This is a genomic window from Amycolatopsis sp. Poz14, from assembly GCF_006704225.1.
GTDB classification, from domain to species: domain Bacteria; phylum Actinomycetota; class Actinomycetes; order Mycobacteriales; family Pseudonocardiaceae; genus Amycolatopsis; species Amycolatopsis nivea.
The window spans coordinates 5,531,466-5,543,581 of record NZ_JACLHD010000001.1 but is presented as its reverse complement, the minus strand read 5'-3'; the positions used below and the strand labels follow the sequence as shown (position 1 = coordinate 5,543,581).

Genomic DNA, 12,116 nt, shown 5'->3' with positions numbered 1-12,116 from the left:
TACTTGTTAGGTGGACGGAAGGAGCCGCCATGGACGGGGAAATCGCGCTCGTCACCGGAGCCGGAGGCGCGATCGGAACGGAAATCTGCCGGGCGCTGCGCGCCGCCGGAGCGCGCATCGCGCTGGCCGACGTCGACGAAGCCGCGCTCGAACGAGCCACCGCCGAACTGGGCCCGGGAGACGACCTCGCGTCATTCGCGGTCGACCTCGCCGACGACCGGCAGACCTCGGCACTGCCCGACCGGGTGCGCGACCGCTTCGGCGGGCTGGACATCCTGGTCAACAACGCCGGGGTGCGCGAGGTACTGCCGATGCTCGATCTCACGCCCGAACACTGGCGCCGCACCCTCGACGTCGACCTCGTCGCGCCGTTCACGCTGTCACGCGCGGCGATCCCCGGCATGATCGCCCAGGGCGGCGGGAAAATCGTCAACATCGCGTCGATGGCCGGGCTCGCCGCGTTCCGCGACCGAGCCGCGTACAGCAGCGCCAAAGCGGGGCTGATCATGCTGACGAAGGTCACCGCTGTCGAGTGCGGCGACCAGGGCATCCGGTGCAACGCCGTCGCCCCCGGAGTGGTCGAAACCCCGATGACGAGTTCGTTCTTCGGCTCCGCCGACCTGACCGCGTCGATGCGCGCGAACACGCCGATGCGGCGTTGGTGCGGCCCGGCGGAGATCGCCGAGCCCGTGGTCTTCCTCTGCGGTCCGGAAGCCCGGTTCGTCAACGGCGCCGTGATCCCGGTCGACGGCGGCTGGACCGCGGGCTACTACGGCGCCGAACTCTCCCCCCGACCGAAGGAGTCCTGACGTGCTGACCCCCGAGGAACTGGCTGCGAAACAGGAAATCGCCGACCTGCTGCTCGGCTACTGCCGCGGCATCGACCGATGCGACGCCGACCTGGTCAAGCGGGCGTTCTGGCCGGACGCCTACGACAACCACGGCGCGGACGCGGGCCCGGCGTGGGAGTTCGCGGACCGGATCGTCGCCGCGAAGCTGGCCGGCACGGAATGGACCACGCACGCGGTCACCAACCACCTTGTCGAACTCGACGGCGACCGGGCGTTCTCCGAAGCGATCGTACTGACCTTCCAGAAGCAGAAGGACCAGGACGAGGTCAACGTCTTCTGCGGCCGCTACGTCGACCGCGTCGAACGGCGCGACGGAAACTGGCGCATCGCGTACCGGCAGATGATCCACGACTGGAGCGGTTCCACCGTGCTCGCGCCGTGGGCGCTGGGCAGCGTCGCCAGCCGAGCCTTCGTCCAAGGTGCCCGCCGCGACTCCGACTTCGTCACCGGCCCCGGCCGCACCGACCTCATGGGAGCGAAATGAAAGCCCGCGCCGCGGTCCAGGTCGCCGATCGGCGATTCGAGATCGAAGAATTCGACGTGCCCCGGATCGGCCCGGACGAAGCACTCCTCAAGGTGGACGCCTGCGGAATGTGCGGCAGCGACGTTGAACAGTACGACGGCGGATTCGCCGCGCTCGGCGTCACCTACCCGGTCATCCCCGGCCACGAGCCGATCGGCACCATCGCCGAAATCGGGCCTGCCGCCGCCCGCCGCTGGGGCGTGCGCGCCGGCGACCGGGTCGCCGTGGAACCGGTGCTCGGCTGCGGTTCCTGCCGCGCCTGCCTCACCGGTTCTTACCGCCGCTGCAAGGGATCCGGCAACGGCGCGGCGATCAACGCCTACGGCTACCTGCCGACCGCGCTGACGCCCAGCCTGTGGGGCGGTTACGCGGAATACCTGTACCTGCACCCGCGCACCGTCCTGCACAAACTCCGCGAGAACCTGCCGCTCGAACTAGCCGCGCTCTACCAGCCGATGGCCGCCGGGATCCGCTGGTTCGCGCACGATTCCGGATTGCGCAGCGGAGACACCGCGGTCATCCTCGGCTGCGGACAACGCGGGCTCGCCGGGATCGTCGCCGCCCGTGACGCGGGCGCCGGTCGGATCATTGTCACCGGACTGGCCCGCGACGCGCACAAACTGGAACTGGCCAAGCTTTTCGGCGCGGACGTCACCGTGGTGGCCGACGAGGAACACACCGTCGATGCCATCGCCGAGCACACCGACGGCGAAGGGGCCGACGTGGTCGTGGACGTCACCGCGGTCTCGACCCAGCCCATTGCGGACGCGATCGCGATCGCCAAACCCGGCGCGACCGTCGTGCTGGCCGGGGTCAAGGGCTCCGGGGCAACCGTCCCCGGCTTCCTGCCGGACGCGGTGATCACCAAGGAACTGACAATCAAAGGCCTGTGGTCCCAAGACATCCGCGCGTTCGAACCCGCACTCCGGCTCATCGAATCCGGCAAGTACCCGCTCGAACGGATGCACACTCACACCTTCGGCCTCGACTCCGTCGCGCAAGCGGTCGAGACACTGGCCGGACGCGTGCCCGGAGAGGACGCGGTGCACGTGATGATCGCGCCGGGCGTCGGCTGAACCCGGGCTAGGGACGAACGCGGACCAAATAGGACATCAGACCGGTCTGAGCGACGACGCCGTCCTGGGTCACCAGGTCGTTCCGCACTCGCACGACCCCGGCGTCGCCGCGCCCGGTCATCCGCGTACCGACCACCCGCACGCGCGTGTGCACGGTGTCGCCGAATCGAAGCGGTGCCCGGAATTCCCAGTTCTCGATGCCCAGTAACGCCAGCGCCGAACCCTCGAACGCCCCGGTCCGCGAGCTGAGGCCGAGACACCACGACAACCCGAGCGCGCCGTGCGCGACCCGTTCGCCGAATCGCCCTTCCGCGGCCGCGACCGCGTCGGTGTGCATCGGGTTGTAATCACCGGTGGTCGCGGCGAACGACACCACATCCGCTTCGGTCACCGTGCGGCCGGGCGAGACGAGGTCCTCGTCCATCGCAGCGAAGTCCTCGAACCACAACGGCATCATCGCTCACCTCCCGGATGGCTCACCCTAGTCCGTGCGGCCTGTCGCGCATCTTCTCGCCAGCGACAGGCATTCTCCTGCGTTCAGCGCGGGCCGTCGGCCACCAGCCGCACGAACGTCTTCGCCGCCGCCGTCAGGTCGTCGCGCCGGTAGAGGAGCACCGGCTGCCGGTGCAGTTTCGGGCGGAGCCTGCAGACGATCGCGCCGTGCCGGCCCGCCCACTCCGCCATCCGGGGAGCCACCAGCGCCGCACCGGCCCCGCCCAGCACCAGCGGGACGATCGAATCCCGGTGGAAGGTCTCCACCGAGATCTTCGGTTCCACCCCGTGCCCGGCCAACAGCCCGACCGCCTTCGGGTGCACCCGCGGATCGACCACCAGCGGGATCGACTCGAGTTCGTGCACGTCGACGATCTCCCCCGGCTGCCGGGAGGAACCGGGGCCGAACGCGATCAGGACCTCCTCCCGCGGCAGTTCCAGCACGCCCAAGGCGCCAGTCGCGACCGGCCCGAGAGCGAGGCCGATCTCGTAAAGGCCCGTTTCGACCAGTTCGGAGACGCTGTGCGAGTCCGGCGTGCCGATGCGGACGTGCAGTCCGGGATGCGTGGCCCGGAACCGGCCGACCAGCGCCGCGAGCGGATCCGAAGCCAGCGTGGGATGGGCGACCACGTCGAGCCGTCCGGTCTGCAAGCCTCGGACGTTCTCGACGGCGGCCGCCGCCAGGTCGAGGCTGCGCATCGCGACGCGGGCGGGGCCGATGAGCGCCTCGCCCGCCGAGGTCGGCACAGCGCCCGCGGGACCGCGCCGGAACAGCGGCGCGCCTACCTCCGCCTCAAGCGATTGGATCGCCTGGCTCAGGCTCGGCTGCGCGACGCGCGCGGCTCGTGCCGCCGCGGTGAACGAGCCGTGGTCGACGACGGCGAGGAAGTAGACGAGGTGGCGACGGTCGATGGCGCACTCCTGAAGGACCTGCGGTCATAGGCACTGCCTGTGGGGCCGTCAGGATATCGGTCTTTGCCCTATGGCACAGCCGCTCCTAGCGTTTCGGGCAGCGCCGGAACGGTTCCGGGGAAGCCACGGAAAGGAGGGGCGCTCGTGGGAAGCGTCTTGCAGGAGACCGAACTGAGCCCTGACCAGGTGACGGAGTTCCGCGAGTCCGGCTGGACCGTGGTCCGCAACGTCGTGCCGCGCGAGACAGCGTTGGCCCTGCGGGAAAGCGCGATCCGCACGGCGGACGAGAACCGGCCCCCGGAGGTCGAGTTCGACGCGACCAAGAACAACTACATCAACGACCCGCGGTTCCAGTCGCAGCACCGGCTCTACCCGTCGGCGGAATCCGTGGACGACCTGTTCGCGTCGGTCGTCTACTCGCCGCGCATCGCCGGGATCGCGCGGAGTCTGCTGGACTGCGACGAGGTCCGGCACCTGCGGTCGATCATCATGGAAAAAACGCCGGCCGCCCAGGGAGGACAGCAGACCTCCTGGCACCAGGACTTCCCGTTCCTGCCGATCGACCGTTCGCGGTCGCTGTCGGTCTGGGTGGCCCTGATGGACCTGCCCGCCGAAATGGGCACGCTGCGTTTCGTGACGGGCAGCCACCGGCTCGGCTCGCTCGGCCGCGACGCGCATATGCGCCCGGACGCCGACCGGCTCGAGCGCTTCGTCAAACCGGATCTGGTCTCCCCGCCGCTGTCGCTCAAGGCCGGCGACGCGACGATCCACGCCGACCTGACCATCCACGGCGCCGCCCCGAACCAGAGCGACGAATCCCGGTGGGCCGTCTCCATCGGCTACATGGACGCCGACAGCCTCTACACCGGCGCGCCGAACCGGCTGACCGACGGGCTCGGCATCCCGGTCAACACCCCGCTCGACCACGCGAAATTCCCGGTCGTGCGCTGACTCGCGGCTGTCGCTTCCGGCCGCTGCGGCGGCCGGAAGCACCTCTGAACCCCGGCTCACTCCCGAAGGACGCCATGACCACCTCGTTAGCCGAAGACCTCGTCGCCACCGTCACCGCCGTCGACGCGACCCGACTCCCGCACTCTGCACGCGACGCGGTTCTGCGCAACTCGCTGCAGATCTTCGGGGTGATGCGGCTCGGCCTCCAGAACCCGGTCGCCCGCACCGCCGTGGAGTACGTCGCGCAGTACGAGCCCGGACACACCGCCACCGTAGTGGCCCATGGCTTCCGTTCGGCCACGCCAGCAGGGGCTGCGTTCGCCAACGCTGCGGCCAGCCACGGCGACTTTCGCGAAGACACGCACGCCGAAAGCTCCTCGCACCCTGGTGTCGTCGTGTTCCCCGCGATCCTGGCCGCCGCTGAAGCACTCGGCGGCAATCTCCCTGCCGGACGGTTCATCGAGGCAGCAGTCGCCGGTCACGAAATGATCGGACGGCTCGGCGGGGCCGCCGCGATGCCGACCATCGAACGCGGCTTCCGGCCGCCGTCGGTCTACACGTTGTTCGGCGGGACTGTGGCGGCGGGAATGATCCTGGGATTGACGCCGGAGCAGCACGTGCACGCCCTCGCCGTCGCGTCGCAGGGAGCTGCCGGACTCAACCATCCGTTCTTCGCCGGCACCGACGAATGGTTCCTGGCCCCGGCTTTCGCAGCCCGTCACGCGGTGACCTCCGCGTTCCTCGCCCAGGCCGGGGCCGAAGGCTCCCGCTTCGCGCTGGAAGGTGGCGACGGCGTGCTCGCGGCGTTCGCCGGTCGCCCGGTCGACATCGACCTCAGCCCGCTCGGCTCCCGACCGTGCGAAATCGAGCGCACCCGACTGAAGGCCGCGCTCACCTGCGGCTGGAACCAGTCGCTCGTCAATCAGTTGCGCGAACTGGCTCCCGACGCGCATTCGGTGGCGTCCGTCGTGGTGCGGATGAGCCCCATCGCCGCCGAGTATCCTGGAGTCGCGAAGACCGACGGGTTCACGAACTTCTCTGAAGCACTGCTCAGCGCGCCCTTCGCCTCCGCTCTCCAGCTGGTGCGCGGTTCACTCGACCACACCGGCTACGCTAAACTCGACGACCCCGAACTGCTGGACGTCGCCGGGCGGGTCACCGTCGAGACCGCCCCGGAACTGGACGGCTACGCGACCACAGTGGACCTCCGGCTCGCCGACGGAAAGACCCTGCGTTCCCGGGACGGCAACGACAATCCGCGCTTCTCGCTCGACACCGCGGGTCAAGTGCTCGACACTCTGCGCCGCAATTACATCTCGGCCGGCGAGAATCCCGCCGCCGTCGGCCCACTGGCGACCGCGCTCGGCTCCCTCGCCGACGCCGGGGAGGTCGCGCCGCTGAGCGAGGCGCTCGGCGAGGAAAAGCCCTAGCCTCGGCGGCTCGGGGACGCTTGCCCCCTTCTTCGAACACCTTGTAGATTTTCCCCAGGAGAAGGGGGCAAGGTGGCGAAGGCATCGAGCGGAGACCGGGAACGCAAGTCCGACCGGACCCGGCGGCGGATCCTGGACGCGGCGGCGGAGTTGGTGAGCCGAAAGGGTTTCGACGGCACCCGGATCTCCGAAGTCGCCACGCTCGCACAACTGCGGGTCCCAGCCGTCTATTACTACTTCGAGTCACGCGAAGCGCTCATCGAGGAGGTCGTCAACATCGGCGACCGGATGGCCATCGACAACGTGCGGACGCGCCTTGCCGAACTGCCGACCGACGCAACGGCGATGGACCGGATCTGCGCCGCCTTCGCCGCCCACTTGGAGATGGTGTTGAAGGAGTCTTCCTACACCGCCGCCGCGATGCACACCCTCGGCCGGCTGCCGGAAGACATTCGCGCGCGTCAGCTCGACAACCAACGCGAGACCGGGCAGTTGTGGCGCGACCTGATCCAAGCCGGTGTCGAGGCGGGCGAGGTCGACTCGGACCTGGACCCCCGCGCGACCCGGATGTTCCTGTTCGGCGCGGTCAACTGGGCGACCGAATGGTGGGATCCCGACCGCGGTTCCCTCGACGAGACGATCGAGACGTTCAAACACCTGACCCGGAACGCGCTCTCCGGACCGCGGGCCGCTCCTTCTGCCCCGTCAACCCTCGCACCGGTCTTCAGCGCCCCGCCGGACTGACCCGGGCCGCGGCGCCGGTCGACCGCGGATGTTCTGCCTCGAACAGCAAGCTCCCCGGCAGAAAGCGCATATCGCGCCAGTGACCTGCGCCGTTGCGCAGCGAGTTCGACAGCGCGTCGGGCAAGCACTCGCGGGCCGCAGGACGACGGCGTTCCGCCGTCGAGATCTGCAAGACGATCTTCCGGCGCTGACCGTCAGCAGGCCAGGCAAGGTCGCAGAAGCCTGTCGACGTGCTCAAACAGCCGACTGCGGCCAGCCGGACGGGAACGGCAGCGGCGGCAGTTCATGCGCATCCGGGCTCCCGGACGCCACGCGCAACGTCTCGGCCACGACCGTTCGGAGTCGCCCTGAAGTGTCCACCAGCCCTGCGTCCTCGGCCTCCGCGAACGTGTTGACCACGTTCGCGCAGACGTCCTCGCCCGCGAACACTTCGCGCCACGCCGCTGCGGTACGGGATCGGATCCCTGCCGACAGCGCCACGCGAACCTGGTCGCCGTCGCCGATTCCGCAAGACAGGCCGACAAGTTCGGCGAGCCTGCGCCGGAATCTTTCCTCCAGCGCACCGACCGCAACGAACCGGTTGTCGGCTGTCTGGTAGACCGCGTACCACGGAGTACCGCCGGTCACGACGGTACCCGACGGTCGGGGCCACTCCCCCTCTGCCGCGTAGCGTGCGGTGTGCGCGTACGCCAGCAGTTGGAGGCTGTGCGTCATCGAGATGTCGAGGCGGCAACCGGTTCCGTCGAGATCACGCCGGCGGAGCGCCAGCAGTATGTTCAACACCGCCGGGTAGCAGCCGCCTGCGATGTCCGCTATCGGCACCGGAGGAAGCGCGGGTTGGCCCGTCCCGTCCAGCGCGGCTCCGAGCACCCCGGCGTCCGCCAGGTAATTCAGATCGTGCCCGGCTTTCCGCGCCAGTGCGCCGGTTTGCCCGTATCCGGTGATCGAACAGTAGACGATCGCCTCGTTGACCGCTCGAACATCCTCGTAGCCGAGGCCGAGGCGGGCAGCGACACCGGGACGGAACTGTTCGACGAGAACGTCCGCCTCCGCCGCCAGCTGCCGCACCCGGTCGCGCTCGGCCAGGTTCTTCAGGTCCGCGGCGAAGACGCGTTTGCCGCCGTTGAGGAAGGTGTACGCGGCCGAGATTCCGTCGGCGGGCCCGTCGAACGCGCGCATCTCGTCCCCGTCCGGCGGCCGTTCGATCTTGACGACGTCCGCGCCCGCCTCCGCGAGCAGCAGGGTCGCCATCGGGCCGGGCAGCAACGCGGACAGGTCGAGGACCCGGATCCCGGCGAGCGGAGCGGACATCTACGGCTGCCCGACATGCGCGGCCGAGGCGAGCAGGTTGCGCAGTTCGAACTTTCGGATTTTGCCGCTCTGCGTTTTGGGCAGCTCGTCGAGAAACAGCAGCCGCTCAGGCAAGTAGTGCTTGGACAGCCCGTGGCGCAGCAGGTGCTCCCCCAGTTCGGCGAGCTCCAGCGTCGCGCCCTCCTTCAGCCGGAGCACCGCGCACGCCCGTTCTCCCAGCCGCTCGTCGGGATACCCGACGACCGCGGCGTCCAGCACTGCCGGATGGTCGAACAGCAAGGTCTCGATCTCCACCACCGGAATGTTCTCCCCGCCGCGCACGATGATGTCCTTGGTGCGGCCGTGCAGCGACAACCGTCCGCGTTCGTCGATCGCGGCGGTGTCCCCGGTCCGGAACCACCGGCCGGGGACGAACGAGTCGCGTGTCGCGCCCTCCCGGTCGAAATAGCCGAGAGTGACGCCTGGACCGCGCATCAGAAGCTCGCCGATCTCCCCCGGGGCGACGTTTTTGAAATGCTCGTCGACCACCCGCACTTCCGAACCGGCGAACGGCGAGCCGTCGGTCTGCTGGATTGCCGCGTTCTCAAGCGGGGTGCACGCGGTGAGAATGCTGCATTCGGTCATCCCCCACGCCGGTGCGACGTACGCACCGAGTGCCTGCGATGCGGCTTCCGGAAGCGTTCGGGGCACCGACGAACCGGAGATCACCACGCAGCTCAGCGAATTGCCACGGTACTCCGCCAGTTCGGTCCGCACCAGATCCTGCAGATGGGTCGGGGCACCGAAGAACATCGTCGCCTGTTCGCGTTCGACGATCCCGGCGGCTTGCGCGGGATTCCACCGGTCCAGGTGCACTGCAGTGCCCGACAACAACGCAGGGAACAGCACGCCCCATACGTATCCCGCGTGGTGCCCAGCCGGGAAGGCACTTACCTGCACCATTGGCCGGCCGAGGACGGCGTCGCCGAGATGCTCGGCCAATCCGTCGACCGCGTACACCAACGTCTCGCTGGTGTGCATCGCGCCTTTCGGCTCGCCCGTCGTTCCCGAGGTGAATCCCAGGTAGCACAACGAGTCCGGGGTGTCCGCCGGTTCTGGTGCCGCGGTCCCGGCAAGGTCGCTCCACCGCGCTTCGCCGGGTTCGAGGCCCGGCGGCGGATCGTCCACCACGACGACCCGCTCCAGTTCAGGTGCTTCGCGACGGACACGGCGGGCGAGCGCCAGCAGGTCGCGATTCCCGTTCCTCGCACCCAGCACCAGAATCTTCGCTCGCGACCGGCGGACGATCGGCAGCACCTGGCGTTCGCCGTAAGAGGCAGGCACGCCGGTATACACCGCGCCGATCTGACTCAGCGCGAAAACGATGCTCGCGAACGCGGCCGAACTCGGCAGCATCACCGCGACGGCGTCCCCAGGACCGACTCCGGCGGCGGTCAGGACCCCAGCGGCCTCGCTCGCCGCGTCCGACAGTTCGGCGTAGGTCAGCCGCTCCGTGCATTCGCCGCCGCGGTAGCCGATCACCGCGAGCCGTTCCGGGTGCCGTTCGGCCGCCCGTGCCAGGAGCGAGCGTACCGAGCGGCTGGACCAATGCCCGTCGCGTCGGAACCTTCTCGCGTCCTCAACTGTCACCGGCGTGAATTGGCCGCCGGTCACGTGCATCAGCTCAGCCACGCTGCCGTTCCTCCTTGAACGTCGGGCCTTTCAGCCGTGTTGTCGGTCTGTGCGCCTCGGGAAGAGCACGAGAACTCACGCCATCTGCCATCCGCCGTCGATGTTGATCGCCTGACCGGTGATGTACCCGGCGGCGGGCGAAGCCAGAAACGCCGCCACGCGGCCGATATCGTCTGGGTCGCCGCGACGGCCCATCGGGACGACGGAGCGAGCGAGTTCCTCGAAACTCACCGGTCCCGGGGAAAGCGACTCGTCCTGTCCGGTCTCGACCGCGGCTGCCCGGTCCGTGTCGATGACGCCCGGGCAGATCGTGTTCGCCGTGATCCCGTGGGGTGCGAGGTCGAGGGCCAGCGACCGCGTCAGGCCGATCACGCCGTGTTTGCTCGCGGTATACGCCGGACGACGAGGCAACGGAATCCGCCCAGCCAGCGACGAGATGTTGACGATGCGGCCGTATCCCGCCCGCAGGAAATGCGGGATCACTGCCTTGCAGACCAGGAACTGCCCGGTCAGGTTCACCGCGAGCTGCTGGTTCCACGCATCCTCGCTGAGTTCCCAGCCGCCCGCGACCGACGGTTCCTGCCGGGCCGCGGCGTTGTTCACGACGACGTCGACGCGGCCCAGAGCACGCACCGTTTCGTCCACCATCGCCTCGGTCTCGGAAGCGATGCTGACGTCCGCGACCACCGCGGCGGCTCTCCGTCCGAACGCGGTGATCTCGTCGACCACGCTGGACAAGCCGAGCCACTCGCCTTTTTCGACGTTCGCGACAAGGCTGCGGTGACCTACGTCGCTCACCGCCACGTCTGCGCCCGCCTTCGCCAGCTCGAGCGCGATCGCCCGGCCGATGCCACGCTGGCTCGCCGCACCGGTCACCAGCGCCACCAGGCCGTTGAGTCCCGCCATGATCTCCCCGTCAGCTCCAGGCGACCGGCAGTTCGTGCATTCCGAACGCCTGTGCCGTGTTTCCGGTGAACCGCAGTTCCTCGAACGGGACCGCGAGTTCGAGCGACGGCAGCCGGTCGAAAAGCATCCGGAGCGCGGTTTCCAGCTCGACCCTCGCGAGTTGGCGGCCCAGGCACGAGTGGATCCCCGAGCTGAACGCGACATGCTGTCCAGCCGGACGGCGCACGTCGAGCCGGTCAGGGTCGGCGAACACCCGCTGGTCCCGGTCCGCGGCGACCAGCGAGGCGATCACCCCTTCGCCTTTCGCGATCGTCTGTCCTGCGATCGTCACGTCCTCCAACGCCGTGCGCGGGGCCTGGAAATGAGCGTTGCTGAAGTAGCGCAGCAACTCGTCGACAGCGCCGCCGATCGCGTCCGGCTCGGCCTTCAGCAGCGCGAGCTGATCCGGGTTGTGCAGCAGGACCGCGGTGCTGAGCGCGATCATGTTCGCGGTCGTGTCCTGGCCGTTCACCAGCAGGTTGCGCAGCAGGACGATCGCGTCTTCGCGGCTGAGATTCCCTGGCGCGACCTGCTCCGCGACAAGGCGGGAAACCACATCGCCGCCCCCGGTCGGGTTCTCTTGCCGCTCCCGGAGCAACACGGCGAAGTAATCCCCGAGCCGCTCCCCCGCCTTGACCGCCTCCTCCGGGCTACGACTGTGGAAGAACCGGGCGTTCGCGCATTCGACGAAGAATTCGCGATCCTTCTGCGGCACTCCCATCACCGTCGCGACGACAGTCGTCGGGATCGGGTAGGCGAAGCTCTGGCACAGGTCTGCCGGGCTGCCGGACGCGACCATCCCGTCGAGCGCCTCCTCGACGATCCCCTCGATGTAGGGCCGGAGCGATTCGATGCGCCGGGTCGTGAACATCGGGGCGAACATCCGCCGCAGCCGGGTGTGGTCGGGCGGATCCATCTGGCCGAGCGCGGGCGGCTCGCTGGCGAGCAGGAAAGCTCGGCTTTCGGTGGGGGACGGATAGTTCGGCGCGCTGGGACTAGCGCTGAACCGCGGATCGGTCAGGATCGCGACGACGTCCTCGTGCCGGGTAGCCAGCCACGACGTCTTGCCGTTCCACAGCTCGACCTGGACCAGGCCGTCGCTGTCCCGCGCCCGCCCGTACTCCGCCGGCTCGGCGAAGGGGCACTTCCCCCGTTCCATCGGGAACCGGCCCACGTGCGTCGTTTGTTCGCTCATGCCCTCTCGTCTCCT

12 protein-coding genes are annotated in these 12,116 nt (G+C 69.0%); 6 read left to right on the top strand and 6 right to left on the bottom strand.

Features of this window, described 5'->3' with window-relative positions:
• Positions 1-29: 29 nt before the first annotated feature.
• Genes FKO37_RS26290 through FKO37_RS26280 form a run of 3 tightly spaced genes read left to right on the top strand, consistent with a single transcriptional unit; the run spans position 30 to position 2,450 of the window.
• Positions 30-809, top strand: coding sequence for an SDR family NAD(P)-dependent oxidoreductase (locus FKO37_RS26290; protein ID WP_238606154.1), 780 nt, complete (start codon positions 30-32; stop codon positions 807-809).
• A gap of 1 nt (position 810) precedes the next feature.
• On the top strand, positions 811-1,335 hold the full coding sequence (locus tag FKO37_RS26285) for a nuclear transport factor 2 family protein (RefSeq protein ID WP_238606153.1): 525 nt from the start codon (positions 811-813) through the stop codon (positions 1,333-1,335).
• Positions 1,332-2,450: a zinc-binding dehydrogenase gene (locus FKO37_RS26280; RefSeq protein WP_238606152.1), complete on the top strand. Its 1,119-nt coding sequence runs from the start codon at positions 1,332-1,334 to the stop codon at positions 2,448-2,450. The genes FKO37_RS26285 and FKO37_RS26280 overlap by 4 nt, the downstream gene beginning before the upstream one ends.
• A 7-nt stretch (positions 2,451-2,457) precedes the next feature.
• On the opposite strand, the gene FKO37_RS26275 is transcribed toward FKO37_RS26280, so the two are convergent.
• Together FKO37_RS26275 and FKO37_RS26270 are read right to left on the bottom strand one after the other, a co-directional pair.
• Positions 2,458-2,907, bottom strand: coding sequence for a MaoC/PaaZ C-terminal domain-containing protein (locus FKO37_RS26275; RefSeq protein ID WP_238606151.1), 450 nt, complete (start codon positions 2,905-2,907; stop codon positions 2,458-2,460).
• Between the two features lie 80 nt (positions 2,908-2,987).
• Positions 2,988-3,854 (bottom strand): LysR family transcriptional regulator, encoded by an 867-nt coding sequence (locus FKO37_RS26270; RefSeq protein WP_308196588.1) that lies wholly within the window; start codon positions 3,852-3,854, stop codon positions 2,988-2,990.
• A 144-nt stretch (positions 3,855-3,998) separates the two neighbouring features.
• Between FKO37_RS26270 and FKO37_RS26265 the strand changes: the two genes are divergently transcribed.
• The 3 genes from FKO37_RS26265 to FKO37_RS26255 all read left to right on the top strand — a co-directional run bounded on the left by FKO37_RS26265 (position 3,999) and on the right by FKO37_RS26255 (position 6,979).
• Positions 3,999-4,805, top strand: coding sequence for a phytanoyl-CoA dioxygenase family protein (locus tag FKO37_RS26265; RefSeq protein WP_238606149.1), 807 nt, complete (start codon positions 3,999-4,001; stop codon positions 4,803-4,805).
• A 74-nt stretch (positions 4,806-4,879) separates the two neighbouring features.
• Positions 4,880-6,235 (top strand): MmgE/PrpD family protein, encoded by a 1,356-nt coding sequence (locus FKO37_RS26260; protein ID WP_238606148.1) that lies wholly within the window; start codon positions 4,880-4,882, stop codon positions 6,233-6,235.
• 72 nt (positions 6,236-6,307) lie between these two features.
• Positions 6,308-6,979 carry a TetR/AcrR family transcriptional regulator gene (locus tag FKO37_RS26255; protein WP_238606147.1) on the top strand — a complete coding sequence of 224 codons (672 nt, stop codon included), beginning with the start codon at positions 6,308-6,310 and terminating at the stop codon, positions 6,977-6,979.
• Between the two features lie 234 nt (positions 6,980-7,213).
• Here the strand turns inward: FKO37_RS26255 and FKO37_RS26250 are convergent, their stop codons facing one another.
• The 4 genes from FKO37_RS26250 to FKO37_RS26235 all read right to left on the bottom strand — a co-directional run bounded on the left by FKO37_RS26250 (position 7,214) and on the right by FKO37_RS26235 (position 12,101).
• Entirely contained in the window at positions 7,214-8,290 is a 1,077-nt protein-coding gene (locus FKO37_RS26250) for a CaiB/BaiF CoA-transferase family protein (RefSeq protein WP_238606146.1), read from the bottom strand.
• Positions 8,291-9,961 (bottom strand): AMP-binding protein, encoded by a 1,671-nt coding sequence (locus tag FKO37_RS26245; protein ID WP_238606145.1) that lies wholly within the window; start codon positions 9,959-9,961, stop codon positions 8,291-8,293.
• Between the two features lie 75 nt (positions 9,962-10,036).
• Positions 10,037-10,867 carry an SDR family NAD(P)-dependent oxidoreductase gene (locus tag FKO37_RS26240; RefSeq protein WP_238606144.1) on the bottom strand — a complete coding sequence of 277 codons (831 nt, stop codon included), beginning with the start codon at positions 10,865-10,867 and terminating at the stop codon, positions 10,037-10,039.
• A gap of 10 nt (positions 10,868-10,877) precedes the next feature.
• On the bottom strand, positions 10,878-12,101 hold the full coding sequence (locus tag FKO37_RS26235; protein WP_238606143.1) for a cytochrome P450: 1,224 nt from the start codon (positions 12,099-12,101) through the stop codon (positions 10,878-10,880).
• Positions 12,102-12,116 lie beyond the last annotated feature (15 nt).

What these genes read in the sequence shown, in the direction of transcription:
- FKO37_RS26235 (WP_238606143.1), bottom strand. Translation starts at nt 12,101, where the DNA reads ATGAGCGAACAAACGACGCACGTGGGCCGGTTCCCGATGGAACGGGGG.
- FKO37_RS26240 (WP_238606144.1), bottom strand. Translation starts at nt 10,867, where the DNA reads ATGGCGGGACTCAACGGCCTGGTGGCGCTGGTGACCGGTGCGGCGAGC.
- FKO37_RS26290 (WP_238606154.1), top strand. Translation starts at nt 30, where the DNA reads ATGGACGGGGAAATCGCGCTCGTCACCGGAGCCGGAGGCGCGATCGGA.
- FKO37_RS26275 (WP_238606151.1), bottom strand. Translation starts at nt 2,907, where the DNA reads ATGATGCCGTTGTGGTTCGAGGACTTCGCTGCGATGGACGAGGACCTC.
- FKO37_RS26260 (WP_238606148.1), top strand. Translation starts at nt 4,880, where the DNA reads ATGACCACCTCGTTAGCCGAAGACCTCGTCGCCACCGTCACCGCCGTC.
- FKO37_RS26250 (WP_238606146.1), bottom strand. Translation starts at nt 8,290, where the DNA reads ATGTCCGCTCCGCTCGCCGGGATCCGGGTCCTCGACCTGTCCGCGTTG.
- FKO37_RS26280 (WP_238606152.1), top strand. Translation starts at nt 1,332, where the DNA reads ATGAAAGCCCGCGCCGCGGTCCAGGTCGCCGATCGGCGATTCGAGATC.